The organism is Dyella sp. 333MFSha (genome assembly GCF_900102405.1).
GTDB classification, from domain to species: domain Bacteria; phylum Pseudomonadota; class Gammaproteobacteria; order Xanthomonadales; family Rhodanobacteraceae; genus Luteibacter; species Luteibacter mycovicinus.
In genome coordinates, this window is record NZ_FNBR01000001.1 from 879,331 (window position 1) to 905,069 (window position 25,739).

Consider the following 25,739-nt stretch of genomic DNA (forward strand, 5'->3'; position numbering starts at 1 on the left):
ACCGGCGCCCCCGCGCCGTGAAGCTGAAGCCTATCGGCTCACAACAGTGCGTTCAAGAGCCGTTGGCGGCGTACTTGCGATAAGGGCGTGGCGTACCCCAAGACCCGCCAACTTTGCGGCAGTTGCTGCACCCAGCTCACCGTGGCCGCGTCGGTCGTGCGTGCACGTAGGGATGCCTCGACGATGTCGTGGGCTTCGATCACCGACAGTGAGTTCCACAAACGAGAGAAGTGTTGAAACTGTCGTCCGTTAGCCATGTTCGGCTGTGGCCCGAAGCGGCGCTCCAAGGCGGAACGGTACTCTGCGCCGCGCAGTAGGCGAAACAGCGCAGACGGATCGAGGCGATCCGCATCCGCGACCGGCGGACGCACTTCTGTCAATGAACCGCCGGGCTGCAGGGCCAGAATCCCCACCCGCTCATCCAAGACGGTTCGGTAGCGATCAACCCAACGGGGGTGCGTCACCACGAAGACGCGCTCGAATGCGCGCAGGTAATCCGGGGTTTGACTGGCGAGCCGTCGGTGGGTGTCGAGTTCAGTTTTGATCTCGTAGGCCGTCGAGTGTCCGTTGTAAACGGCCAAATCCACAATGGACCGACCCACTGGCAATTCTACATGCAGGCTGGCGGTTCGAGGACTGTGCCGACCAAAGATGACCCGGTCGGTGATGCTCGCTTTATAGACATACTCGCATCGGTAATGGCGCTGCAGTCCGCGGAAAGCATCGCCCAGCAACTCCGGCAACGGCCGATGCTCCACCTCATCAAGGCCGGCGGCGGTGAGCCTGCGACGAAGAGCATCTGAGCAGCCGCTCTGCGCCAAGGCTGCCATAGCCGGACGTGTGAAGGCCTGCGCGACCTCGCGCCAGTCTGTCTCGCGTCGATTTAGATTCGTGAGCACCCCAGGCATTCCCCCATTTTGACGTACGTCGCTCGCAGGCGCCACTGTCGGTCGTGACAACGCTCACCGATGCATCGGAAGATGGCGCAGTGAAGCAACGGGACGGACCTCAGTCGAGTCGAGCTGCGCCGCTTGACACGCGGCCGTTCACCACTATTCCGTCGCCGCATCGTCAGAGCGCGTGGCGATTGGGGCCAGTTGCTGCCGGCGTTTCGTCAAACGCTGGCTCGTCCGGAGCATCCGCCCGTCGGGTACGGTGGAGCTGTCGACGAGTAAAAGAACCTCCTGACGCCGCCGCTCAATGGGCAAGTGCTCACTCGAGATAGGTTTCCCAAGCGACGCCACGCATCACCAACTGGCCTGTGATTTTGGTCAGGTAAGTCAGGAAGCGGGCGAAGGCCGGACCGGCGCCTTCAATTTCGACAAAATCGTTGCCGTCCCCATTCGGGATAAGCACGTCGAGATTCCGGACCAGCATGCCTGTCTGCAAGTCCAGATAGACATCTGGCCAGGTCTCGGCGGGCAGCTCCACAATTGCCTGACGCATGGTCTCGAGTGACGCACCGCCGTAGGTCACCACAGCGCTGAAAATCTTCGTTTCGTCCCATGCGTCCAAGTCGCCGAGCATCGCCGAGCCGAGACTGGACGGGGTCAGGGTCCTCACAGATTTTAGGTTCTCGGCAATCGAAGGCCAGACTGACCGGTTGATGACCGTCTTGATTTCGACCGTCGCCACCACGCCTTCGACGTAAATAAGGTCGACGCCGTTTGCAAAGGGCAGGCGCGGGAAGCTCTTCAGCACAAAGACAATGTCTTGCTGCTTGGAGTAGGTTCCCTTTGAGTCAAACACTACGCCGGAGACTGGAGAAGTCATCTCGGGTAGGTGCGCGGCGAGGAAATCTCGGATGATGGCCTCCCGCGCCGAACCTGCGGACGCGTTGTGGGCGATGACCTTGGTCATCTCGTATTGCGCACGCAGCGCATCGACTGCAGCGTCGCAGTATCGCCCATAGATTTTCTTCTCGTTGGCCATGCCGGTTCTCTCAAAGTGCTGTCTGGAAATGGTGCAGACCCGGAAGGGGTGTGTATGGCCAATCCGCAAACGCATCGGCCTTCGTCCATACGATGAACGCGCTCGCGTAGGCGGAACACACCGCCACCGGGAACGGCAGACCGACCATGGCGATGAAGACGACGCCCCTGGCCGATCGGATGTGGAAGGCCTCGCGTCCGATGAAGGGCACAACCAGCCATGACGGAGCTGCCGGTTCCATCCGATAAACGACCCTTTCTCCAAAGCTGCCCGGCCCCACCGAGCCTGAGGAGGGGGCGACCCCGGACTCGGAAGTGGGATCCGCTGGGCCGCCAGGACAAGAAGGGAATCCCGATGCTTGCTCTGCGGCGGGTCGGTCTCCAGCCAGCGAACGTAGGCGTCCAGGGCAGAAAGGGTCGGGGAGCCGGAATCGGTAGGTTTGTCCATGTTTGTCCGTCCATGGGGTGGGCAGTGTCGGTCTCCTTCATAGCGAGGGACAACGACAATGGCAACCAGTTTGAATCGCCTCAGGGCACACCGGCTTCGTATTCCCTTTGGCGAGCGTGACGGCCGGCTGTTCGGACCATCCGATGTTCCGCGGGGGCTAGCGAGCGGATGCCGGTGTCCCGGGTGCGGATCTCCGCTTGAGGCAAAACAGGGTAGTAAGCGCCGGCACCACTTTGCTCATGTGGGCGTGGTCGAGCAGGTCTGCCGCGAATCCGTACTGCACCGGTACGCGAAGCAGGTGCTGGCCGACGCGACAACCTTGGTGCTCCCCGCCTGGGTCGGCACCCCCACCATGCCAAATCCGCCTAGCGCGTCCGACTGGGAGGGGCGCCTCGTAATCGGGGAGGCGGTGCATCTGCCGGCGAAGACGGTTCCCGTCGCCTCTGGCAGGCAAGAAGTGTCATTCGGGACCGTCCGCGCCGATGTGGTGCTCGATGATGGGGAGGGGCAGTTGCTGGTCGAGGTCCGGGTCACCCACAAGGTCGCTAAGGTCAAGGAAGAGCGTGTACGGGAGCTGGGGCTCAGGATGGTCGAGGTTGATCTCTCCGGTGCCGCAGGCGTAGAGACTGCGGACCTGGCGGACTGGGTGTTGCACCAGGCGCCTCGGCACTGGGTGTGGCATCCGGCGGCGGTCACACGCTGGCAGGCGTCGCTCGATCGGGTGAACGCCATCATTGCGGGGCGTGTTCCGGTCTATGGTTCTGGTGGCGAGAACATGCTCGTGCGATTGCGAGGACGTAAGGCGGACAGGTTGCGACACGCGGCCTCGCTGTCGGGACGGAGCGGCGATCCCGGCCTTGACGTGTTGCTCGGGGCTTGGGTTTGGCTCGAAGGCGAGGGGGAGGCCGAGCTTTTCGAGCTGGTCGATAGGGAACTCTGTATCTTCCGTGCGCGGTTAGCTACCGGCGAAGAGCGCATCGTGCGCCTCGACGGCGGGCCGGGATCAACCTCCGGGGCGAAAGCTATCGCTGACGAATCAGCTAGGTCAGCCTAAGGCGAGATTTTGGCATTCCACTTCGCCTTTGCGATGCGCCTTTGTACGCGCACTCGGTATGCATGAGGCGCTAGTGGTCTCTTGGCCTTATGTCGATTCGAATTGCAGAACAGGCAGGCGGCGACGATGTTAGCCCTGACGTCCTTGCCGCCGTCTTGCCGTGCGACCAGATGCTCTGCTGTACACCGAAAACGCGCATTGAGGCGCCTTTTCGGTCGAGGGTCGTTTGGTGACGGAGTCCACATCTGACAGCCGCAGTAATAGCACTTGCCGTGTTGGGCCTGAAAGGCCTGAGACCGAAGGGTACGTAGCTTCGACATAGGGAGACTCCGTGAAATCTTAAGAGAAAGATTCCCGTGCCTCCTATGGAGTACCTCGGGCACTCGCAGTCGTACGACTATGCGAGCACAACACCGACGCGTTACGCGACCGGCGTAGCCGTTATATCGATAGTGGGACCAGTTCGCAATCCCCGACAGACACTATCGGGTTAGCGCTTAACGAGCTGCCCCTTGGCCGCATCCGCACACGCCGGTAGTTGAAGCAGATTCAGCGTTCACCGATAACGTGCGCAATACACCCGCCACGACTATGGAGCGGACCTCGCCGTACGCGCAAATCGGCGGGTTTTTTTGATTCGCTATCTCAAAAAGCCTGTAGCCGCGGACTCAAAATCCGCTTGTCCACGGCCGGCTGCACACGCCCGTTGAGTGTGTCACCCGTGGGTCGGTCTGCCGCACAGGTGACACCAATGATCGCCCGCGATCAGCGGCTCAAGATAGGTGCAGCATGAGCCTGCTGATGTAGCTCTTGTGCCGGGGCCGCAATTTGCTGTTGCTGCTGTTGATCCGCCTGACTCCAGTTATGGGAGCTCTGGGCGAGAGGCTGAGCAACTGCTTGGGCGATGTCGACCGACGCGAATTGCTTGAACGGCGAATTCAAATCGCCCTGGACGGCATAGGCCCGGCTTGCATCGTCGTTAAGCACCAGATGATCGATTCTGGTCATCCCTTCGCTGCGTGACTGGGCGCAAAGTGAGCCCGCCAAGTTGCAGCTCATATGGTCGGTATCCCTCCCTTGCCTCGCGTCCAGGTCCTGGACAAGCCTGAAGGCCTGCCTATACATCGCGTGACCTGCGTGTTCGTGGTGATCCAGCCTCAAGGCCGGAGCATCATGAGTTTGAGCCTGCGCTTCGTTGAGTGCGTTCAGCGTTCGCGGACCGGCTATCCCATCAGCCTGCAAGTGGTGGTCGCGCTGAAATGCCAGAAGCGCGGTTTGTGTGTTTGGACCGAAGTGATTGTCGGCGCGAAGCGGGGTGCCATTGGCGCCGACGTAGCCCAGCGATGAGAGTTGCGACTGCAACGCGCCAACAGCCTCCGAGTGGTCACTCAGGCGAAGGGTCCTGGAATGAGCTGCATGTGCTCCGTTCGGCGCATGGTGAACTGGCGTCACTCCAGGCGTGGGAGCCGCCGTGTGCTCCACGACGACGCCGTTGGCACGGAGCGTGGCGTCCGCCTCGGCCAAATGTTCGAGCGAGATCTTTTCGTTCGCAAATCGATTCTTTAGCGACTCGTGCAGTTCGGGAGATCGACTGAACAGTGTTTGGACATGCGCGATCTTGTAGTCCTGGACCGCATCCACAATCTGCTTGTCACTCAGCGCGGCAAGGTCGTAGTGCTCGCCAAATTTCTCCTTGAGACCCTTCGTGAAAATATTCGGCGTCAGATCGCGGCACTGAACTGCCGTGCTCCAAAGCGCGTCTTTCACCGCCATTCCTCGGTCAGATAGATCGAGCCCACGTTCCTGAAGGGCGGCGGCCTGGGAGGAGTAATGCGAACGACCGACAAAGTCGTGCTGGTCTCGCCCAAAACCCGGATCCGTACGTGCCAGTTCCTGCCACTTGGCGTTGAACGCTGGCGTTACCGGCGTTAGTCCGTGGAACTGCGTCCCGTAAGGCGATTGGTCGAGATACTCCTGCAGCGTTCCCATGGAGCTTGAGAGCTGGTACGACCCATAGGACACCCCGCCGTGATCGCCTCTGCCGGTCGACACGGCACCTGCACCCGCAGGGCCCGATTCATAGCCTGATGAGGTCTGCCCCAAATGCCACTGCTCCGCAGTGCTCCTGGCTCGTTCCAGTTCGTCCGTCATGCTGCCACTCCTGTTGGTTTCTTCACTTGCCCCGTCTCTGGGGCGAATTATTTCTGGCGTAGACGATTTTCAAGGACAACTGCGCGGGCAGCGGTCTGATTCAACTGGCACTGATTAGTGTCGAGTAAGTCGGCGGTGCCGCCCTCGTTCTCGCGACAGGCGCTATCGCGCTGCGCGATCCATGCTCGTTCTTCATCGCGTAGCGACGTGCGTTCAGTGACGTCGAGAGAGGCCCGTAGCCGCTGGTATGCGGTGTTCAGGCGTTTGTCCTGAAAGTCGTGTTCGGTGCCGATGCAGTTGTTCAGCGTGAGGGTCACGCCGCCCGACGATTTTACGCACGCGTAGTAGGAGGGACGGAGCGGGGAGCTAGCTCCCGAATTATCCTGAGCGAAAGTCACGCTCCCGAAAAGAAGCGCGGAACTCAGTCCAAAAACGATACGGAACATGTCTATCAGGATCCCTTGTTAGCAGTTCTTCGTTGCAATTATAGCTAGACAATACGGCTGGGATAAAATCTCGCTCTCGTTGAGTTGCTTCAACAGACCGACCCGTCCTCAACGCGCCCAGGGCGGCGTCCCTGCGAAGTGCGCAGCCAGACGGTCGACGAAATCCCGGACCATTCCGGGGATGTAGCGGGCGGTAGGAAACACGGCGTGAACGGGAAGGGCGGTTGTTCGGTAGTTGCCGAGGACCGCGACAAGGGTGCCTTCATTCAAAGCGTCGGCCAGGGCGAAGTCAGGACCATACACAATGCCGCCGTCGGCGATGGCCGTTGCCCGCAGCATGTCCATGTTGTCGGCCTGCATGCGGACATCGATGATCCCGGTGTGTCGCTCGCCGTCGGGTCCGATGAAAGTCCAGTCTCCGGAGGATACGGCGCCCTTGAAAGCCAGCGCGGGGTGTCGGCAAAGATCGGCGGGCGCTACGGGGGCGCCATGCGACTCAAGGTAACCGGGGGCGGCGCAGGCGACCATGTGGCACGAGGCAAGACGCCGCACCGTCAGGTTCTCATCGGACAACTGGCCGATGCGAATCGCAACATCGATCCCGGCTGCCAGCAAATCGATGTGACGGTCGGTGAGGCTCAGGTCGACCCGCATTCCGGGGTGCGCCTCGAGGTACCGTGCGACGGTCGGGCCGATGTGGCGCGCGCCGAACGTAACGGGCGCGGACACCCGCAGGGTGCCCTGAAGGGTCTGGTCGCGGTCGGCGACCTCGCGCCCGGCATCATCGAGTTCGGCAAGGATGGGTTTGCAGCGGTCGAAATACCGCTGGCCGGTCTCGGTCAATGCAAGCTGCCTGGTGCTGCGCTGAAGAAGTCGCGCGTTCAGCCGATCCTCCAGCGCCCGCAGGTGCCGCCCAGCCATGGACGCCGACAGCCCGAGCCGCCGCCCCGCCGCAGCAAGGCTGCCGGTTTCGACGGCGCTGACAAACACGCGGATGGCTAGCAGTTGGTCCATTCACCAATCATGTACTCGTGGTATCGATTGTCAATCCTTTGCGTCCATTCTGTACCTGTGCGATCGACGCCATCATTCGGGACGCGGCCAATCGGGCCGGAAGGAGATGACTATGAAGATCCAGGCCAACAGCGTGTCGCTGAATGTTCGGGTACAGGGCAAGGGGGAGTTGTCCCTCGTCTTCCTGCACTACTGGGGAGGTACGTCACGCACTTGGCACCGCGTAACGGGCGCCTTGGCGGACCGCTTCCAGACGGTCGCCATCGACCAGCGGGGTTGGGGTGAATCGGAAGCCGGAAGTGGCGATTACAGCGTTGCAACTCTCGCTGATGACGCCGAGGCCGTGGCTGCCGCCGTCGGACTGCAGCGCTATGTGCTTGTCGGCCACTCCATGGGCGGCAAGGTTGCCCAACTGCTCGCCTCGCGGCGCCCTGCGGGGCTCGCAGGGCTTGTGCTCGTCGCTCCAGCGTCGCCGGGCCCGTCGGTCTTCCCACTCGAGCAGCGCACGATGATGACCCGGGCCTACGACACGCGTGAATCTGTGATGGCCACGGTCCAGCAGGTCCTATCCGGCAAGGCACTGTCCGCCGAGGACTTCGATCAGGTCATTGAAGACAGCCTGCGCGGCGCAGTCGACGCCAAGAGGGCATGGCCCATGGAAACGATGATGGAAGACATCCGGATTGACACTGGTCGCATCAATGTGCCGGTGCTCGTTGTCGGTGGCGAGGCGGACCAAGTCGACCCGGTGTCGCTCCTGGCGTCGCACGTCCTTCCACATCTCCCGGGCGCGTCCATGGCGGTCCTCCCACACACCGGACACCTGTCGCCTCTCGAGTCGCCAGACGAGCTTGCCTCGCTCATCGCGGACTTCGCTTCGGCGCTGCACGCATGACATCGCGTGCTCTCAGAGGCCCCGCCCGTAGTCCCGAGGACGTGGCTGAACTGTTCGACGCCGCATTCAACGCTGTGCTCCTAGTGAAAGACAGTGCGGTGGGCGTGAAGCGCTTCACGAATAGCTTTGGGTGAAAACGCATCGATCGTCAGCCACGGTAGCGTGGCCGGGTAGTCCAGCACTGACTTCGACACAATGACGCCTGACTCTCCGTTCTCCACGGATGTTGCTTCGACCTGTTGCAGGTGCCAGACGCGTTTTTGTCCATCCCACCCAAATGCATAAGTGGTACCACCCCGTGGCAATTCGTTGAAGTAGGCCACTGACGTCGGGCTGACCGTTAGGTTGTGGTTAAGCGCCATGGGGAGGGCATTCTTGGCCGACTCGTTGTACCGGCAATCGATCGCCTCGCCGTTTTTGAGCGTCACGGCATAGGTGGCGCCTGTGGCACGCAGCAGCCACAGCTCGCAGGCATTGCCGGTTGAGGAAGTCGGCTGGGCGTGGCGCACGACAAGAGCGCCTCCCGCTCTCTCAGCACCGAATGGTTTAACCGGCTGGAAGGCTAGCACCGTGTCGCCGGGAACCATCAGCGCCTGAATATTGGCTGGGACCACAGCCGAGGTGGCCGCTTTTGCAGAAGGAGCAAAAATACTGGTCAGCGCCAGCCCAGCCGCAAAGGGCAAAGCCAGAACGCGGCCAGCCTGGCTGTTCGCGAAGACAGCATGCAGAAGAAGAAACCTGAGGCGGCGGATGGTCATCTGAACTCCTCCGTTCTGACCGGTTATTCCATGGTTCAAATCCATGGCTCTCGCCAAGGTTAGCGAGATGTACGCTTCGGCACGAGGTCGGACTAGAGCGGGTCGATGGGCGGCGCTTACGCATGCGCCCCGGGCGCAGTTGGCTTGGTCCGAATAACGACGCTAAAGAATTTCCGGGAGCGTGCCGATAGGCATCAAAATCTATTTTCGTCGGAGGGAGCGTGCACATGGAAAGGATGGATATTGAGGGCGACAGCGCTTTGCTGAACCTGCTTGCCGAATCCAGGGCCAGTGACCTTGACGTTCTGGTGATGCACCTGACCGACGACGGAAAAGGGCGGCTCGCGTTGCCAGCCGCAGTTAAAGAGCTGCTCCTCGAAGCGTCCCAGCGCGGCATTTATTCGCGGGAAACGCTCCGTATTTTGATTGGCGAACTGCAGCAGTTTGGCGGCCACTCAATCGCCAACCTGGCCCGACGAGGCGGCGTCGCCTATCGTGAGATAGTCGCGGATGCATTGTCATACGTTGGCGGCCAGCCCGAGGGGGCCATGCCGGTTGAGCGTATGGAGCTCGAATTTCTCGCTGCCCGTCTCGAAAAGGTGTGGCCCGTCATCGACGACGAACAGCGGCGTTCATTGAATGCTGCTGGTACATCGGTCGGCGACAGCGCAGGCCTTCCCGCGTGGCGAGCCGCCATACTGAACGGTGGAGCTCCCGCAGCGGCCGTTGCACAGTGGTTGTCGCGCACCAAATTGCCGGATCTCAACTCACCGGTAGTTGTGGCGAAGGCAGTGGGCAAGTTCGCTCTGGGCCGATTGCTGAGCGGGCCCGCCGCGTTGGCCGCTGCCGCAAACGACCTTGCCAGCGCAGCCTTTCGGGTGACTGTCCCCTGTGTGACCCAGATAGCTTACCTGCGTCAAATGCAGCCGCAGGCTGCGGCAGTCCAATGCGATGGTTGCGGCGCGACGGCCATGGGTCAGGAAAAGTTTTGCGGGCAGTGTGGAGAGCCCCTGGCCCGGATACAGAGGGTAGCAAGCCAGGACGACCATTCCCTGTTTCACGTCGGCGTGTCGCCCGATGCACCGCTGGTGTCGTTCTCCGGGTTCGACCGCGCGTTGCTGCCTGCACGGGTCCAGCAAGTCGACCTCGGATCCGGCCTCGACCGGCTCAGCCCGCTGCTGCAGGCGCTTCCGAGCCAGCTGGTGGCCGGTGAGGTCGGTGCACACCACTACCTCAAGTGCGTCGTCAATGGTTCCCTGGCGCAGGCCGCCGACGGTAACGGCTTGCGTGGTTTCGTACGTGGTCCCGATGGAAGATTCGTGGAGCATGCACGGTTTTTCGAAGACGATCGCCTGGCCAATCTCGCCAACGGCGCGGCACTGTTCCAGATAGTTTCGGTCCTTGTTGCACAGAAGCATCTGGCGGACATCAGTCGCAAGCTCAACGAGGTCCTTGAGGGCATCGGACGCATTGAGACTTTTCAGCAGAACGAGCGAAAATCTGCCATTGAAGCTGCGATCGCTTATCTGCAGGAAGTGGCGCCGCTCATCTTGCGGGGCGACCTCAATGCCATCGTGCATGCACAGCTGGAGCAGTATGAATCCGGGCTTCGTGCGACGCAGAGCCATCTGCAGAAAGACATCGAGGCGGTCATCGCGGAGGTTGCGACATTCAAAGACCCCGATACGTTTGGCACCGCCGGCCTGACCAAGGCTCTGCGACTACGGCAGGAGCGCTTCGAGGACCTGGTGACGCAGTGGAAATACTGTCTGGCCGCACGGTTTATGGCCTGTCGGCTGGTGGCTTGCTACCCGGAATCGGTGACTTTTGCGATGAATCGGCGAGACGCCCTTGAACAGGTCGCCGGGGGCTTGTCCGGCGCGGAGGGGTTTCTCACGAAGTTCTCCACCGCCGTTGATGCACGCAGGGCCACTTTCAAAGCGGTCACCGATTCTGCGGTAGCAGTGTCGGCCAACCAGGAGCGTCTCAGGCTCTGGGAACAGGCGCGCCAACCACTTCTGGCGATGAGCGAGCATGTCTCCTTCAACCACCTGGACAGGTTGGCCCTTGATCATGCGGAGCCCGCCGTCGTCGTGCTCGAAGTTCGCGATGGGCAAATCCTTCGCGCCCTGGCTGCCTGACGGCGCGTCCGTGGCCGGTCCCAGTCCGGCCTTCCGGCGACAGACGTGGGGAGGCAGAGGCTGGCCTGGAGAGAGGTTCGCGTCATCGTTGCTTGAGGTCTGCGGTTTACTCGGTGACGTCATTGGCGGGGTCCTGGATTCACCGAATCTAGCCCCGGGATGACCGGTCCTAACGAGCCAGCCGTGCCTCAAGCACGGATGCCCGCCTCGCCGTCTGATTCAATACGCACTGGTTCGCGTCGAGTAAGCTGCCTGTCCCACCTCCATCGGCTGCGCAATCGCGATCGCGTGCCACAATCCATCCTCGTTCCTCGTCACGCAACGAAGTGCGAAGCTCAGGCGCGAGTGAATCGCGTAGCCGTCGGTAGGCGGCATTCAAGCGTTTGTCCTGCGCATCGTGTTCGGTGCCGATGCAATCGTTCAGCGCTGCGGTCACACCTCTCGACGCTTCGACGCATGCATAGAAGGACGTGCTCAAATCGCCAGTTGGCACTTCAACAATCTTAAGGTCGGGCGCAAGTCCGGATGGAGTAACATCTTTGCTGTTGATTCGAAAGACCCGGTCCTGAGTCGACAGCAGGAACGTGTTGTCCTCCAGGTCCACTACCTGGAGAGGTTTACTCGTCCAGCAGGCTCGCGTGCGGTCGAAGTCGGCGAGGATTTTGGCTCGTTCGATGAAGTCCTTCTCGGTATCTTGATGCCTCGCTTGGCTTGGATCAGATTGGTGTTCGCGTAAAACTTCAAAGCGTTGCTATGCGCCTCGCGGGCCGGAGCTGCGTCGGGGTCCATTTCTCCGACTTCGCCGTAGCGCTGGGTATAAGTCACCGTGTAGGTGCCTCCGTCCACCGCGTAGTTCGCGGGCAGATCAACGCGCGATTCCTTGCGCTCCCCTGGGGCGAGTGTCGCGTAAGCCTGAGGGTTGCCCAGGGCCGGTCGCACCGCGCGACCGTGATAAGCCACAGCGTGCCCGTCCGCATCCGTGACGGACATGACGTCGTTGAACAAGTGGTCGCCATCGGTGACCAAGGCGCTGTCGGCAGTGAGGATCAGGAGCGAACGATCGGACTGATTGGTGACCGTAACGACCACGATGCCCAGTTCTGCCTCCTGCGGATTCTCGGAGGTGCGCAAGGTCACTTCCAGAGGTCCAGTGGCGCACAAGGCGGTGAGAGGGGTGATCGCCAGTAGCGTCATGGCGAATAAACGAAGCGAATGAAGCATGCGGCACATCTCCTTTGCAAATAGACGGCGCCCCCTACGCCGTTCCTGATTGTAGTAGGTCGCAATCTCTTACGGATGTGCGGGGTCTCTCATTCGGACGTAGGTAAAACTCCTACTCAAAATCGGCCACGTTTCCGCTTTTCGGAATTCGGGAATGCGCAGTGGCCGTCGAAGAGACCGCTCGGATCGCTGCGACGCGGTAGCCAAGCGTCTGATCTGGCGGAGAGACGCCGTGGGTCTCGAACAGGAGGGGGTAGTGATGGCGGACTTGGAAGATCCTTGGGAAGGGACGGTCGCAACGGCAGCGCGCGTCGCACAGTGGTTGGCTGCGGGCACGCAGGGGTTGCCGGGACTTTATGCCTCCCTCTCCGGACGGGCTGAGAACAAGCACGGTGACACGCTCTTTCAGGCAGGTGCTCGATTCTTTTTATTCGAAATGAAAGGTGGACCCTCGCTCCTTAGCACCGAGTGGACTGACACCCGCGTTGTTGTCGTCGATGGAAAGAAGGAGCGCGTTCCGAATCCCACACCACTGCACCAGGCGTTTGTGAAACAGGCGCTGGGTTGGAATCCAACGGGCGCGAAGACGCGTCGCGTACTAGCGAAATACAGCCGTCCTGTTCTTGCACGAGGATGGCGCAGTTCTTTGGGTTGCAGTCACCCGCCTGACTTTTCTACATAGCTCAACAGTGGCACTTCCGTGCACGAACGAAAACTTGTTGTCCTTGCTGTGGTTGATGAGGACGGACGTCGTTTTTGTCCGGCGCGGTCTCGAAGACGGCTGCTGCGTCGGCATTCGGTTGGTCGCCACTGCTGGCAAATGACAGCAGCATGGTGCCGGCTGGGGCCGCGGCAGTTACCTCAGCCCGAGCCTCGGGAGCTTTAAACGGGGATGAGGCGAAAGCAGGGGCCGAGGCCATCGCGTGGCGGACAGTGCGAAGTGGGAAATCCCTCTCATCGCCAACTCCAGAACTACTCAGGCGTCATCTACGCAGATGATGGCTATTTCCGACGATTTACATGCGAGACATTGATCAAGATTCCTGTCACCGCCGTCGATAGGCCGACAACGAACACCGAGACGCCCAGGTACATGAATCCACAAACGGCAATGACGAATGCGATGAATCCTATGGTCACCCCGATCATCGTAATTCGAAACCCAATGTATTGACGGTCATTCAGGATACTTGCCCAATTGATGCTGTTCACCCTTTCGACCTCATTTGCAAGTTGACTGGGGGGCGGGCTTGTTGTCTACGACCCAATAATACTGGGTAGTGCACATGAGTGCTCCGACCTTGTCCCGGTCAAGCCGAAGGACTGAGAAGAACAATCGCCAACCAGCCACAGCCAGGCTCTACTCGAAACCGACGCGTTCACCACCGATGCGCAAACCCAAGGTAAAACTGCCGATCTGGCGTCTGATCGTTCAGTCCGAAATTCGCGCCAACATCGACCTGGAAGCGAGGCGCGATCGCGAAGCTCAACGCCACGTCAGCCGATTGCTGCTTGATCGTGCCTGCGGGGTCCCAGTTACGCTGCTCCCAATACTCCACGGCCAGTGTCAGCCGGTCCGAGAGGGCGTGCGCCACGTTCACCAGATTGCTCAGCGCCGTGTGGTGCCCATCCCCGTCGGCGTCCGCAAGGTAGTCGACCTCCGGACCCAGCGTGAGCGAAAAGCCGGCCGGTAGCGTGACGCCGACGGGTACCGCTAACCCGCCCTCCCACCGATCGTTCCCCAGTCCGGAGCGCGCGGTAGGTGCTTTCACGAAAGGGATGATCGCCACCGAGGCCTGGTCGGAACTGTAGAGCCGGGTTTTCAGGCGAACGACCAGGTCCCCCTGACCGTGTCGACGCTGGTGGTTGCCATCTGCACGAGTGTGGACCCGCACGTCGGGCGCCCATGTGGCTTCCAGGTCGGTGGCGCCCCCAAGGCCGTATTTCAGCGTCGGATTGAGTGGATACGACGTATCCGTTTTGTTCGCCCCTTGAGCGTCATGAACGGTGTTCCCAATGTCCGTTTCCAGCTGCCAATGGCCTTGGGGAACGGGGCAGGTGGCATTGGCTTTGGTCGGGCGGTCGGTACACAGAGGGCTGTCGTCGGTGGTCTGTGCGTGCGCAAGGCCAGACAGGGAGAGCGCGACGAAGGCGGCAATGAACGCAGGTGTCTTCACAGTGGTTCCAGATGCGGCTCCTGCCAGCTGTGGCCATGGAGCGGAACCGAAGACAATAGGGACGGCGCCGTAAAGACGGTGGCCGCTGTGGCCCTGTACCCGTAAAGTTTGCGCAAGAAATTGCGGTGCTCGTCAGCGTGTCGTTTCCTTTTGGCGCCCAGCCGAACCGTCAGCTCTCTTTTTCGACCGCACCCGCCGCCTGCACCAGCGCCCGCTGTTGCGCATCGCCTTTGCGTTCGCTGTAACGGTCGACCAGATAGTCGCTGCGACCTCGAACCATGAGAGTGAACTTCATCAGTTCCTCCATGACATCGACGACGCGGTCATAAAAGGCTGACGGTTTCATGCGTCCGTCTGCCTCGAACTCCTGCCATGCCTTCGCTACCGATGACTGGTTGGGGATGGTGACCATGCGCATCCAGCGGCCGAGCACGCGAAGCGCGTTGACGACATTGAAGCTTTGCGAACCGCCCGACACCTGCATGACAGCCAGCGTCCGGCCCTGTGTCGGGCGAACGCTGCCGTCTTCGAGTGGCAGCCAGTCGATCTGGTTCTTGAATACGCCCGTGACCGATCCGTGCCGTTCGGGGCTCACCCAGACCTGGCCTTCCGACCAGGTGGACCATTCGCGCAGACGCTGCACCTCGGGATGGCTCGCCGGCACGGCGTCAAGCATGGGCAGCTCGTGCGGGTCGAATACCCTCGTCTCCGCACCCAGATGCCTGAGAATGCGCTCGGCTTCCAGGGCGAGCTTGCGACTGAACGACTGGGGCCGCAGCGACCCGTAGAGGATAAGGATCCGCGGTGCGTGGCCGAGGTCATCCGGATGGCGCAGCTGCGCCCCGTCGGGCGCAGACAGGTGATCCAGATCCAGATGGGGCAGATCGGTGTGCACGGGCCGTGTGTCCTCGAAATGGTTCCGACTATTCTACTTCCATCTCTTCCAGTTCCATCGAAACGAAGGAATTCAAACCGGAGGCCCTGTCTCGGGCAAGCGGCCGACCGATCCGTCCTTTTTGATCGAAGCGTTGCGCAGCGCCTCAGACACCATCCGCGCAACGCGCCTTATGAGCGACCGTTGCGTTCCAGCAGCTCAAGCAACAGGGCATTGAAGCGGTCGGGTTGTTCTTGCTGGACCCAGTGCCCCGCGCCCTCGATGAAATGCACGCCTTCCATACGTGTGAACGCGCTGGTTTGCATGCGCTCGAGTGCCCCGGGCTTTCGGTAGGCACCCCAGTCGGACTCCCCGGAAACGAAAGCGGAGGGTACATCGATGGTGCGCCCGGTGAACAACTCGAGTTCGGAACGCCCGATCGGACCCGCGTGGCATCGGAACCAGTTGAGCCCGCCCTGAAACCCCGTGCGCTGGAACGCCGCGGTGTAGACATCGAGATCGTGTTCGGTAAACCAGCGATTGCTGGCGACCTGGCTCGGTGTCGGCATGAGGGGAGCCACCGTCGCTGCCATGCCGACGTCTTTCTCCATGATGTAGTACGTCGGCAGGGTCGCCAGCTCGGCTATCGACCCGCTTAGGGGGTGCGGGTGATTGCCCGCCCAGTCCGCGCTCTTCACGTGAAAGTACGCGCGCAGGAAATCGTGCAGGCCTTGCGGTGCGTGCAGCATGTCGTCATTCGCCCCTCGCGAGCCGAACCAGACCATGCTGTCTTCCCGTGGCGGCGACAGCTGGGCGAGCTGCTCCGCGGGTGATGGCGTATGCCGCACCGGGGGCGACCGTGTCGTATCGAACGGGATGGGCGGCGGCCCATCGAATGGAAAGCTCATCATTACGAGCGACTTGAAAATATCGGGACGGACCAATGTGCAATACGCCGCCACCATGGCGCCGAAATCATGGCCCACCACGGCGTGGACGGCGCGGTACCCAAGCGCTTCGACCACGCCCAGTGCGTCTCTTGCGTGGTTGTGCGTCCGAAACGAGGCCACGTCACCGTCGTAACGGTCGTCCCATCCCGTCGTCGAGCCATAGCCCCTCTGGTCGGGGGCGACGACGTGATACCCCGCGGCAGCCAGCGGCAACATCGTCGCTCGCCAGCTGTACGCAAGCTCCGGGAATCCGTGTAGCAGCAACACCAACGGGCGGTTCGCCTGCTCGTAACCAGCCTCAAGCAAACTGACCGTCAGTCCATTGATGCCCGCCAGCGATCGCCGCCGTATTCCTTCAGGCAGTGTGGCATCGGTGTTTGAACGGTTCGGCATAGTCTCTTTCCAGGGGTTGGCTCTGCGGGCGGTGGGCGGCGCGGCGTGTAGAAAAGCCAGCAGCGGCAGGTGCGCAGCCCAGCCTATGAGCTGCCGTCGCGTTCGGTTGCAGGGCGCGCCCGGCGTCATTGGCCGCCCAGCGCCTTGATGAGCGGGCGGTCCGCCGTGTCCGTCAGGTAAAAGACGGTGATGGCCGCTGACTCCGTCGAGGACGCGTTATCGAAATGCGTGATCCGGTGGCCCGCAGGCTCGAAGAATGAGTCACCGGTATGCAGGATGCGGGACGGCTCGCCGTCCGGCTGAAACACGAAGCTGCCTTCCGTGACCACGCCTACCGTGGATGCGGGGTGCAGGTGCACGCCGGTCGGTTGGCCCGGCGCAAAGCGGATGCTCGCACCGCGCACGAGGCGCACCGGAGGATTGGCGGCCGGGAGTGTCGCTTCGAGCACGGATTTGCGCTCGAGTGGCGGGAAGGTGGCCGCATGGGCCGAGACGGCGGAGGCTGCAAGCAACAGGGTCGTAGAGAATGCCTTCATGGTATGACCTCAAAGGGTTCGATGGATCGGCAATGCGCCGAAGGACTGAGTGACGGGCATCAGCTCAATGGCATTGATGTTGACGTGACGTGGCAGACTCGCGGCCCAGAACACGGCTTCCGCAACGTCCTCCGGGGTGAGCGGGTCGGTTCCGGCATACAGCTTCTCCGCGCGATCGCGGTCACCGCCGAAGCGCACCACCGAGAACTCCGACCCACCTGCGAGGCCTGGTTCGATGTCGGTGACCCGAACGCCCGTGCCCGCCAGATCGGCGCGCAGATTCAGCGAGAATTGCCGGACGAAAGCTTTGCTTGCGCCGTAGACATTTCCGCCCGGGTAAGGGTAGGTCGCGGCGATGGAACCGATGTTGACGACGTGCCCACGACCTCGCTCCACCATGCCGGGAAGCACGGCTCGGGTCATGTACATGACGCCTTTGATATTGGTGTCGACCATGGATTCCCAGTCGGCCATGTCGGCGGACTGTGCAGGGTCGAGGCCCATCGCCAGGCCGGCGTTGTTGATGAGCAGATCGATGTCGGTCAGCGCATCGGGTAGGCTGGCGAGGGCTGCGTCGATGCCCGCCCGGTCACGCACGTCCAGCTGGAGCGGATGGATCGTGTCCATACCCGGCTCATTAATCAGCGACTCCAGTCGGTCACGTCGACGGCCCGCTGCGATCACCTGATGGCCTGTTGTCGCGAATCGCCGTGCCATCGCGGCGCCGAACCCCGAGGTCGCGCCAGTTACAAGAACAATCATTGCGTTCTCCAGATGCTGTTGATCACGGTTCAAGCCGGGAGGTAGGAAGCCACGCCGTTGCCGAACGACCAGTCCGGCTTATCGTTCGAGGTGATGATGACCTGGATGTCCTCCGGTCGAAGGCTTGCCTCAACCGTCAGGCGATCGGCGATGGCGCGATACAAGGCGCGCTTGGCCGACTCATCACGCCAGTGGCCTGCAACGATGTGGACGATCACGAGGTCGTCGGTACGTTCAATGCCCAGATAGGTCGGGCTGTAAATGATCTCTCCGGGTTCACGTTGCTCGATGATCTGAAAGCGGTCGTCGTGAGGCACCGAGTAGGTGTCGACGAGTGCGGCATGGACCCCATCCGCGATGGCGCGGAGCGTTTCCGGTGAGCGTCCCTTGAGCAAAGTGATGCGTGCGAGTGGCATATCGTTCTCCTAAGAATGGATCGATGGGTGCTGCAGGTAACGCTCGAACTCGTCATCGGGTACCAATGCGCCGCCGGTGGTCCACACGACGTGGGTCACCGCGTCGAGGCGGGCGGACGAACCGATGCTCGAAAGATAGTCTTCGCCCAGGCGTCCCGAGAGTGCCTGTGCGCCTGCGAAGCCGGCCGCCGCGGAGGGCTCCAGACGCAGGTTCATCGCGTCGTGGGCGCAACGCAGCGCACGCAGCAGCTGGGCATCGGTCACGGTATGGACCCCGGCGGCAACATGGCGCGATAACCCGACCGCCAGTGGCGACGCGCGCGGGACCGCCAGCCCGTCGGCTTGTGTGACGCCAGTCAGGCCCAGCTCGTACACCGAACGCGTCGCCTCACCCGTGGCCAGCGCCAGGAGCACGCTAGGGGCTTCCGTGGGTTCGGCGTAAAAGCAGTGCACGTCGGGGCCGTAGATCGCATGCAGCCCCAGCGCGATGCCTGCCGGTGCTCCTCCGACGCCGCAAGGCACGTGGACGAAGAGCGGGCGATCCGCGTCGACAGTGCGTCCGGCACGCGTGAGTTGCCCTGCCAGCTCCCGTGCTCCTGCCGCATAGCCATACAGGAGGGCTTCCGACGATTCGTCATCGATAAAATGGTGGTGCGGACGTTTCAGCGCGGAACGACGGGCCTCGGCCAGGGCGTCGAGGTAGTCGCCCTCGTGCTCCACCACCGTCACCCCCTGGGCGCGCAGGCGGTCTTTTTTCCATGCCTTTGCTTGCGACGACATGTGCACGGTCGCGCGAAATCCCAGTGCCGTGGCGAACGTACCGATGCTCAGCCCGAGGTTGCCCGTCGAGCCAACCGAAATTTCTTGCGCGTGCACCCGGGCCTCGTGAGCGCTCGATCCCACGGTGAGCGGGCCGCCTGCGGCGCATTCAGCAATCTCAACGACGGCATGGGCACCCCCACGTGCCTTGATGGATCCTGCCACCGGCAAGACGTGGTCCGCTTTGACGAAGAGCGAGGAGGGATGGCCACTGAACCCGGATGGCGCAGCCAACGCATCGGCGTTGAACAGAGGCGAGCGGATGCGTCCATCGGTGCCCTGGAGGGCAAAGAATTTTTTTGCCGCCACCGGGGCGAAGCGCTCCATCCGCGCCTCCGCCCCGGCGATGGCGGCTCGCTGCGCCGGCAACACCACGCCATCCCGGAACACGTTTCGGAAAAAGGTCGGCTTACGGGCCGACAGCGAGTGCGCCGCCTCGTTTCCGTCGTGAATCCATTGGCCAGTCATCGGTGAGGTCCACTGAGAGGATGTGACCATTGTTCCGATTGCATCGACTGTGGGGAAATCAGCTTCGCGGATGCATCATTAGTTAGACTAATGCCCCGTGAGCCCGTTCTTCTGTCCCCCGACCCTCACCTTCTGGAAGCGCTTGTGCCCTCCGAACACGCCATGCCCCGGTCGCTTTCATCCTCGATGCTCACCTGGCTTCGCGCCTTCGAAGCGGTGGCCAGGCATGGCAACTTCACCCGCGCGGCCGACGAGTTGCACATCACCCAGGGCGCCACAAGTCAGCAGATCCAGCGCCTCGAACAAGCGCTTGGCTTCCGCCTGATCGAGCGGGGTACGCGGCCGCTTGGCCTTACCGGTGAAGGGGAGCGCCTCGCGTCCGTGGTCGAAGCATCGTTTGCGCAGATCCGCCATGCACTCGCCGATATCGCTGCACCCGGCGGCGCCACGCCGATCACGCTGAGTTGCTCGCCGTCGTTTGCGATGCAATGGCTCACACCCCGCCTCAGCGGATTGCGCCGCGGTCGCCCCCGGGTCGACATTCGCGTCTTCGGCGAGTTCCACCGGCTGGACATGGCGGGGATGGCCAGTGAACAACTTCAGGCCGCCATTCGTTACGACCCTGGCGACTACGAAAATCTCACCGCGCGCGGGTTCCTCGACGAATACCTCATCCCCGTTGCCAGTCCTGCGTTCATGGACGCACATCCGGATATCGGGGCGAAGGGACTCCTTGCCGGCGAGTGGCTTTTGCACGACGCGCGCCCATGGGTGGGAGCGTCGGAGCTCCAAGAGTGGCAGTCGTGGCTTGACGAGACCGGCCTGCGCTGCGCCGATCTGATAGCTGGAAAGCGCTTCAATCTGGCCATGTTGGCCGTGGGCGCCGCCGTCGCAGGCGAGGGCATCGCGATGGGGCGTACCGCGATGGTGATGGAAGAGCTGCAACGTGGGACGCTGGTGGCTCCCTTTCCCTTCGCGGTCCGCTCCCCGGCGTCCTATCACTTCATCACCACGCCGGCGCATACGGTGCAGGTGGACCTGATCTGTGACTGGCTCCAGCGCGAAGGTGAGGCATTCGCGGCGATGCGAACAGAGGTATTGCATGCATCGGGCATTGCACTCATCCCTGGTGCGAAGTACTGAGGCGCGTTTGCGTCTGAGGCTTTCCGGTACGGAGCACCCAGCCGGCTGCTACCGCGACCAATCTGGGTGTGGACAAACGGTGGACACCTCGAAGGTGGCACGTGTGTTGGGGTGGAAGACCCGTCCGGCAGTTACCTCGGTTATCGATGCTGGCGAGAGCCTGCTTCGGAACGGGCTGATCGGGTGACCGTAGCGTGCTTGGCGGCGAATCGTATTGAAAACTCGCGGGCGGAGGTGAGGACGGGCACGAGGCCCTGGCCCATCTCTGTAAGGGCATAAGCGACTCCGCGTACCGTTCCCGGAAGCTCCATCCGATGAATAAGACCGTCCGCCTGAAGCTCGCGCAGATGCTGGGTCAACATTTTCTGCGAGATGCCGGCAAGCGAACGCTTCAGTTCGAGCGTGCGCAGGGTCGTGTCCGCATAAAGACGAAACAGGATGGGTAGTTTCCAGCGTCCCTGGAGCATGCGAAATACTCGCCCGACGTGCGCGGCGGAGCCGTCGGGGCCGAGACACTCGTCGCGTCGCGTGGTGGGCACTTTTAAGTGCGTAGTTGTTACTTTCGACATCGCCCGCCACCCTTGTGGTTCACAAGACAGAGGCGACCATACCGACATGCATCTGCAACTGGAAGGCAAGACCGCACTCGTCACGGGCAGCAGCAGGGGTATCGGCGAGGCCATCGCACGGACGCTGGCGCCCGAGGGTGCCCACGTGCTTGTACATGGGCGGCAGCGCGCCCGGGCTGACGCGGTGGCGGCGTCGATCGTTGCGTCCGGCGGAAGGGCGACGGCGATCGTGGGCGACCTGACCAGGGATGAGGACGTCAGCCGGATGCTGGACCACGGCCTGCGCGCCGTGGGAAGCATCGACATCCTCGTCAATAACGCAGGCGGATCGGCGAAGTCGACGCAGCGGTGGAGCAACACACATGCCGGTGCATGGACAGAAGCCTTTGACCGGAACGTGCTGGCCGCACTTCGTGTGACCACGGCGGTGCTTCCGGCGATGCGCGCGGCGCGATGGGGTCGTATCATCTTCATGTCGAGCACCGCGGCGACGATGCCGCCGGCGCGCACGCCGGACTATTCCGCGAGCAAGGCAGCAATGAACGCCATGGTGGCGTCGCTGGCCAAGGAAGTCGCCGAAGAGGGCATCACAGTGAATGCCATCTCTCCTGGCACGGTCAAGAGCGATGCGCTCGAGGCCAGGTTTCGGGAGGTGGCGCTCGAGCAAGGACTTGTCGACGAGGGCGCCCCGTGGGAGGCGATCGAACGCGCTGCGCTTCCGTTGTTTGCCGAAGTCCCGATGCGGCGTGTGGGCCGACTGGATGAGATCGCCGCAGCGGCAGCTTTTCTGGTCAGCGACATGGCGGGGTACATCACTGGCGTCAATCTGCGCGTCGACGGCGGACAATCCCCAAGCCTCTGAAACGGCGGTTCGCGCCGGCCGTACGAAACATTTCCCCGCCTCAGTGCGTGTCCATGGCCCATGCACTCAGCGAGGGCAGGTCCAGTGGCTTCCCACCAGGCGCGATATCGTCCGTGTGCACCGCTTTGCGTACCACCCCTTTCTCATCGACCAGCATGAGTGTCGGGTAGACCTTCACGCCTGCACGGTCGGCCAGTTCGGCCTGATCCGCCACGACGGCCCAGTTGAGCTTGCGGGTGATCACGAAGTCTCGTGCCGTAGCCGGATCGTCGAACGTAAATGCCACGACCGCCATGTCCGGATGTGCCTGGTGAAAAGCGGAAAGCACGGGGGTTTCAGCGATACATGGACCGCATTGCGCAAAAAAGAAGCTGGCCAGGAAGGGCTTTCCGCGCAGCACTGCGGTTGACACCGGCGCCCCGTCCAGCGTGGTCGCGTGGAAGGTCGGGAAGGGATGGTCCTGAATGGCGAGCGCTTTCGGCTTCGTCTTTGCCGCGGCCTGCCTGGCGATCTTTGCGTCATTCTCGAGCTTGAACGTCACCCGGTGACCGGTAGCGTCCTTCTCAAGATCGAACGGCCGCTTGGCCATGGCGGCCTGAAAGCGTTCGTACGAGATCGGGTTCCCCGCCTCGTCTTCGAAAGAAGTCCGGTAATCGCCCGGGATACCAAGCTGATCGAGGAAGGGCTTAGGCAGCAAGTCCTTTGCGAGATCGGACCGGGTGTCGGCCATGGAGAGGCTGCTCAGACAGCAAAGAGCGAAGACACAAAGAAATTTTGCCACGACGGCTTCCAGGGAGCTGCTTCGGGAGCTCTTACGCTACACATGTAGCGTGCAAGTTACAACGGTAGCCTTGAAGCGTCGTTTTATGGCTGCGACGTCGCCACGACCCAGCTCCCATCCTGCGCGCGCGTGAACGAGACGCGGTAGTCGCCCGGATGAAAAGGCTGGAAATCAGGCGTCACTGGCGCCCCCAGCGTCGTGACGTGGAACCGATTCGTAGCGCTGCTGCTCAAGGGAAGGAATCGCAATGTCATGCCGTGAAGGCCAGCCACCGTTTCGATACCGGCATGGACGCGCCACGCCGAGACTGCCGTTGCCCATCCCAGGGCGACAGCGAGCAGGGCGGCAATCCAGTGACGAAAGTCAGGCGCGCGGTACGACTGCCCGGGATCGAGGATGGCGGCCATCCTTCTGCGCAAGGCGGGCAGCGGGCCAGCGACGGTCGATCCCATTGCGGACGGGATCTGCGACTGCCGCAGAGCATCGATCAACGCCTGGCCGTATCCACGTCGCGTCGCGTCGTCGGTACCGAGCAGAGCGGCCTCGTCGCATAACTCTTCCCGCGCGGCCAGCAAAGCTTGATGCAGAGAACGCAGTGGCAGGCACCAGGGCATCAGCGCCATGGCCCACGATTCGAGCAGGAGATGCCAGTTGTCGCGCCTGTGCGCGTGGGCGCGTTCGTGGCGAACGAGCGCGGCGATCACCGCCGGTGGGTATGCGAGCACCGATGCGGGAACGATTACGGCGGGATCGCGGTAACCGATCAGGAGTGGAGAAGGCACTTCCGCCACCAACACCGGAATATCGTCCTGCATCGACGGTACGGCTGCCCGCCTGAGCGTCCGTGTCCTACGCAGGGCACGGACGAGATGCGCGATGGCGCGCATTCCCCACAGTGACGACGCGATCAGCAGGCCGTTGGCAACCCACAGCAACCAGGTCTGTGCCGGCAGTGCGTCCGGCAGGAGTGCGGTGAGGTAACTCATCGCGTGCGTACTCAGTTGCTCCGCTATGGTTCCTGGAAAGCCGTTCACGATGAGCAGCGCCGCAGGCAGCACCGCCGTCAGCCAGAAGGCTACGGTCGTCAGGCGGTAGCGCGTTGAAGCTTGCAAGCCATCCTGTACGCACCTCAACGCCACGAGCATGCCGGCTCCCGCCAGCAGCGATGCCGAGAAGGCGATCACCGTCGCAATCGGGTTCACGACTTGCGCTTTCGCCCGTTGAGCATGCGGTCGAGCTCGGCGAGTTCGTCCGCGTTGAGGATGGCACTACCCGTCAACGCCGAGACAGGCAGACTGCCGGGAACTTCAAGCACGTGACGGAAGAGATGCGACAGCGAATTTCCCAGTACTTCGACCTTGGTCTTCGCCGGGGTGAAGACGGCAAGGCCGTGCGCCTCGCTTCGTATGATTAGCTCCTTTGTGCGCATGCGCTCGAGCACGGTGCGCGTCGTCGACACGGCCCACCCGGTACGGGCGGCGAGTTCGTCGTGAAGCTCTCGGGCGCTCAAGGGATTCTTCTCCCACAAGGCTTTGAGGACTTCCAGTTCGCTATCGGAAAGTTGCATGGGCGTTCACACAGGCGGGAAAGGCATGCTACACATGTAGTGTCCAGCCATGCAACAGCGACATTGTGTTGCAAGAGCTCGACCTACGACGCGGTGTGTCGGCAAGGACGAGGCGGGTTCGTGAGCGCCGACAGGCTCCGTTCCGGAAAGGTCGTCCGACATCGCGCGCGTGGGTTAGCCGTCCCCCTGCGCTGCCGCCTTCTCGATGAGGCGATCGAGTAGTGCACGGGAGGTCGTGCGGGATGCATCGTCATGGGTAGATCCCTTTAGGTTGGCCCGTTTCGATGGATCAGGCCTTGCTGTGCGCCGCAAACGCGTCCATGACGCGTGCCGAATAAACCATGGCAGAGCCGGCGTTGAGGGCGATGGCAACACCGAGTGCCTCGGTGATTTCTTCCTTCGTCGCACCAAACTTGATGGCTTCAGCCGTGTGCACGGTAATACAGCCGTCGCACCGCGTGGTCACCGACACCGCAAGGGCGATGAGCTCACGGGTCTTGGCATCCAGGTGCCCTGTCTTTGCTCCTGCACCCGACAGCGTCTGGTAGCCTTTCAATGTATCGGGGCTCAAAGCGCCGATTTCACCAATGCGCGGGCCGAGCTCTTTCTTGTAAGCAATCCAGTCAAGCATGACGTTCACCTTGGTTTGGACGGCGGGGCCGTCGGAGGGATGGGTTGTCAGAAACGGGCGGGCGGTTAAGCCCCGCCGACGCGCACGGCGGAAACGTCGACAGACCGGGCTTCGCGAATGGACGACTCACGGCGCGCAAGGATGGCCTTGGCCGCATCGATGCCGATGATCCAGGCGCCGGCAAGCATCATGGTGTCTTTCAAAACGAGTCGTCCTGCGCCTGACAGATACGGAAAGCCGTGCTGGGCGTCACCGAGCGCGGGCACCCACGCTTCCGGCGTGGTGAACAGAAAAGACAGCGTCACCAACGTGGTCGCAAACGACAGGAATGCACCGAGGAGCGCAGCCCGCTTGGACACGGGGTACGCCAGGACAAGCAGGGCAATGGTCCACTCGACGATGCCAAGGCCGGTCGAAAAACCATACGTGTTGTTGGCGGTCTGCCACTCGCGCTGCTCGGGGACCAGCTGGCCTTCATGGGTCAGATGGGCCTTGTATTCGGTAGGGTGGTTGTAAAAAAACGACATGACCGGGCTGTTGGCGACGAACGGCGTGATGCTGTCGGCCTCATAGGGGACGAATTTCAGCGCGCCAATCCACATGAAGACGACGGCGATGGCGATGCGCATCAGGTTCGGTCCGAGTCGCTCGGTCTTGACGAAAGCGGTCAGTGCGCTTTTCAGTGTGGTGTTCATGGATTGCTCCGGTTGGTTGGGCCTCGGTCCAGTGGCC

General features: G+C 62.1%; 26 protein-coding genes. 6 read left to right on the forward strand and 20 right to left on the reverse strand.

What is annotated here, in order from left to right; genetic code table 11:
* Positions 1 to 38: 38 nt before the first annotated feature.
* The gene (locus BLT40_RS04005; protein WP_218124513.1) at positions 39 to 899 is read right to left on the reverse strand and encodes a sce7726 family protein; all 861 of its coding nucleotides are present in this window, start codon (positions 897 to 899) and stop codon (positions 39 to 41) included.
* Between the two features lie 313 nt (positions 900 to 1,212).
* A complete protein-coding gene (locus tag BLT40_RS04010) occupies positions 1,213 to 1,932 on the reverse strand; it encodes a DUF6602 domain-containing protein (protein WP_090351572.1) in 720 nt (239 codons plus the stop codon).
* A gap of 694 nt (positions 1,933 to 2,626) precedes the next feature.
* On the opposite strand from BLT40_RS04010, the gene BLT40_RS04020 reads away from it, so the two are divergent.
* Positions 2,627 to 3,433, forward strand: a complete 807-nt coding sequence (locus BLT40_RS04020) for a hypothetical protein (protein ID WP_143025825.1) — start codon at positions 2,627 to 2,629, stop codon at positions 3,431 to 3,433.
* Between the two features lie 765 nt (positions 3,434 to 4,198).
* On the opposite strand, the gene BLT40_RS04030 is transcribed toward BLT40_RS04020, so the two are convergent.
* From BLT40_RS04030 to BLT40_RS04040, 3 genes are all read right to left on the reverse strand, one after another.
* A complete protein-coding gene (locus BLT40_RS04030; RefSeq protein ID WP_090351581.1) occupies positions 4,199 to 5,584 on the reverse strand; it encodes a peptidoglycan-binding domain-containing protein in 1,386 nt (461 codons plus the stop codon).
* Between the two features lie 47 nt (positions 5,585 to 5,631).
* Positions 5,632 to 6,030, reverse strand: coding sequence for a lysozyme inhibitor LprI family protein (locus BLT40_RS04035; RefSeq protein WP_090351587.1), 399 nt, complete (start codon positions 6,028 to 6,030; stop codon positions 5,632 to 5,634).
* 108 nt (positions 6,031 to 6,138) lie between these two features.
* Positions 6,139 to 7,044 carry a LysR family transcriptional regulator gene (locus BLT40_RS04040; RefSeq protein ID WP_090351590.1) on the reverse strand — a complete coding sequence of 302 codons (906 nt, stop codon included), beginning with the start codon at positions 7,042 to 7,044 and terminating at the stop codon, positions 6,139 to 6,141.
* Positions 7,045 to 7,156: 112 nt separating this feature from the next.
* On the opposite strand from BLT40_RS04040, the gene BLT40_RS04045 reads away from it, so the two are divergent.
* A complete protein-coding gene (locus BLT40_RS04045) occupies positions 7,157 to 7,939 on the forward strand; it encodes an alpha/beta fold hydrolase (RefSeq protein WP_176809093.1) in 783 nt (260 codons plus the stop codon).
* A gap of 80 nt (positions 7,940 to 8,019) precedes the next feature.
* On the opposite strand, the gene BLT40_RS04050 is transcribed toward BLT40_RS04045, so the two are convergent.
* Entirely contained in the window at positions 8,020 to 8,697 is a 678-nt protein-coding gene (locus tag BLT40_RS04050) for a hypothetical protein (protein WP_090351595.1), read from the reverse strand.
* A 227-nt stretch (positions 8,698 to 8,924) separates the two neighbouring features.
* Between BLT40_RS04050 and BLT40_RS04055 the strand changes: the two genes are divergently transcribed.
* The gene (locus BLT40_RS04055; RefSeq protein WP_090351598.1) at positions 8,925 to 10,838 is read left to right on the forward strand and encodes a YaaW family protein; all 1,914 of its coding nucleotides are present in this window, start codon (positions 8,925 to 8,927) and stop codon (positions 10,836 to 10,838) included.
* A 603-nt stretch (positions 10,839 to 11,441) separates the two neighbouring features.
* Here the strand turns inward: BLT40_RS04055 and BLT40_RS04065 are convergent.
* Positions 11,442 to 12,059, reverse strand: a complete 618-nt coding sequence (locus BLT40_RS04065) for a hypothetical protein (RefSeq protein WP_090351604.1) — start codon at positions 12,057 to 12,059, stop codon at positions 11,442 to 11,444.
* A gap of 232 nt (positions 12,060 to 12,291) precedes the next feature.
* On the opposite strand from BLT40_RS04065, the gene BLT40_RS19895 reads away from it, so the two are divergent.
* Positions 12,292 to 12,741: a hypothetical protein gene (locus BLT40_RS19895; RefSeq protein WP_143025826.1), complete on the forward strand. Its 450-nt coding sequence runs from the start codon at positions 12,292 to 12,294 to the stop codon at positions 12,739 to 12,741.
* Positions 12,742 to 13,438: 697 nt separating this feature from the next.
* On the opposite strand, the gene BLT40_RS04075 is transcribed toward BLT40_RS19895, so the two are convergent.
* From BLT40_RS04075 to BLT40_RS04105, 7 genes are all read right to left on the reverse strand, one after another.
* Positions 13,439 to 14,236 carry a transporter gene (locus BLT40_RS04075; protein ID WP_255363928.1) on the reverse strand — a complete coding sequence of 266 codons (798 nt, stop codon included), beginning with the start codon at positions 14,234 to 14,236 and terminating at the stop codon, positions 13,439 to 13,441.
* Between the two features lie 169 nt (positions 14,237 to 14,405).
* Complete coding sequence (gene arsH / locus BLT40_RS04080) at positions 14,406 to 15,110, reverse strand: arsenical resistance protein ArsH (RefSeq protein ID WP_343123892.1); 705 nt, start codon at positions 15,108 to 15,110, stop codon at positions 14,406 to 14,408.
* 191 nt (positions 15,111 to 15,301) lie between these two features.
* A complete protein-coding gene (locus tag BLT40_RS04085; RefSeq protein ID WP_090351612.1) occupies positions 15,302 to 16,453 on the reverse strand; it encodes an alpha/beta hydrolase in 1,152 nt (383 codons plus the stop codon).
* 125 nt (positions 16,454 to 16,578) lie between these two features.
* Positions 16,579 to 16,989 carry a cupin domain-containing protein gene (locus BLT40_RS04090; protein WP_090351614.1) on the reverse strand — a complete coding sequence of 137 codons (411 nt, stop codon included), beginning with the start codon at positions 16,987 to 16,989 and terminating at the stop codon, positions 16,579 to 16,581.
* A 9-nt stretch (positions 16,990 to 16,998) separates the two neighbouring features.
* Positions 16,999 to 17,751 (reverse strand): SDR family NAD(P)-dependent oxidoreductase, encoded by a 753-nt coding sequence (locus BLT40_RS04095; RefSeq protein ID WP_090351617.1) that lies wholly within the window; start codon positions 17,749 to 17,751, stop codon positions 16,999 to 17,001.
* Between the two features lie 29 nt (positions 17,752 to 17,780).
* Positions 17,781 to 18,167 (reverse strand): tautomerase family protein, encoded by a 387-nt coding sequence (locus tag BLT40_RS04100; protein ID WP_090351620.1) that lies wholly within the window; start codon positions 18,165 to 18,167, stop codon positions 17,781 to 17,783.
* Between the two features lie 9 nt (positions 18,168 to 18,176).
* Entirely contained in the window at positions 18,177 to 19,454 is a 1,278-nt protein-coding gene (locus BLT40_RS04105; protein ID WP_176809095.1) for a D-serine ammonia-lyase, read from the reverse strand.
* A 162-nt stretch (positions 19,455 to 19,616) separates the two neighbouring features.
* Between BLT40_RS04105 and BLT40_RS04110 the strand changes: the two genes are divergently transcribed.
* Entirely contained in the window at positions 19,617 to 20,597 is a 981-nt protein-coding gene (locus BLT40_RS04110; RefSeq protein ID WP_079520226.1) for a LysR family transcriptional regulator, read from the forward strand.
* A gap of 140 nt (positions 20,598 to 20,737) precedes the next feature.
* Here BLT40_RS04110 and BLT40_RS04115 read toward each other — a convergent pair whose 3' ends face one another.
* Positions 20,738 to 21,064, reverse strand: coding sequence for a winged helix-turn-helix transcriptional regulator (locus BLT40_RS04115; RefSeq protein ID WP_218124514.1), 327 nt, complete (start codon positions 21,062 to 21,064; stop codon positions 20,738 to 20,740).
* 148 nt (positions 21,065 to 21,212) lie between these two features.
* On the opposite strand from BLT40_RS04115, the gene BLT40_RS04120 reads away from it, so the two are divergent.
* Complete coding sequence (locus BLT40_RS04120) at positions 21,213 to 22,028, forward strand: SDR family NAD(P)-dependent oxidoreductase (RefSeq protein WP_090351628.1); 816 nt, start codon at positions 21,213 to 21,215, stop codon at positions 22,026 to 22,028.
* A gap of 40 nt (positions 22,029 to 22,068) precedes the next feature.
* Here BLT40_RS04120 and BLT40_RS04125 read toward each other — a convergent pair whose 3' ends face one another.
* The 5 genes from BLT40_RS04125 to rclC form a co-directional block, all read right to left on the reverse strand.
* Entirely contained in the window at positions 22,069 to 22,758 is a 690-nt protein-coding gene (locus BLT40_RS04125) for a TlpA family protein disulfide reductase (RefSeq protein ID WP_079520220.1), read from the reverse strand.
* A 134-nt stretch (positions 22,759 to 22,892) separates the two neighbouring features.
* Complete coding sequence (locus BLT40_RS04130; protein ID WP_143025827.1) at positions 22,893 to 23,993, reverse strand: M56 family metallopeptidase; 1,101 nt, start codon at positions 23,991 to 23,993, stop codon at positions 22,893 to 22,895.
* 14 nt (positions 23,994 to 24,007) lie between these two features.
* Positions 24,008 to 24,376 (reverse strand): BlaI/MecI/CopY family transcriptional regulator, encoded by a 369-nt coding sequence (locus BLT40_RS04135; protein WP_090351633.1) that lies wholly within the window; start codon positions 24,374 to 24,376, stop codon positions 24,008 to 24,010.
* Positions 24,377 to 24,665: 289 nt separating this feature from the next.
* Positions 24,666 to 25,007 (reverse strand): carboxymuconolactone decarboxylase family protein, encoded by a 342-nt coding sequence (locus BLT40_RS04140; protein WP_079520216.1) that lies wholly within the window; start codon positions 25,005 to 25,007, stop codon positions 24,666 to 24,668.
* Between the two features lie 65 nt (positions 25,008 to 25,072).
* Positions 25,073 to 25,702 carry a reactive chlorine resistance membrane protein RclC gene (gene rclC, locus BLT40_RS04145; protein ID WP_079520214.1) on the reverse strand — a complete coding sequence of 210 codons (630 nt, stop codon included), beginning with the start codon at positions 25,700 to 25,702 and terminating at the stop codon, positions 25,073 to 25,075.
* Positions 25,703 to 25,739 lie beyond the last annotated feature (37 nt).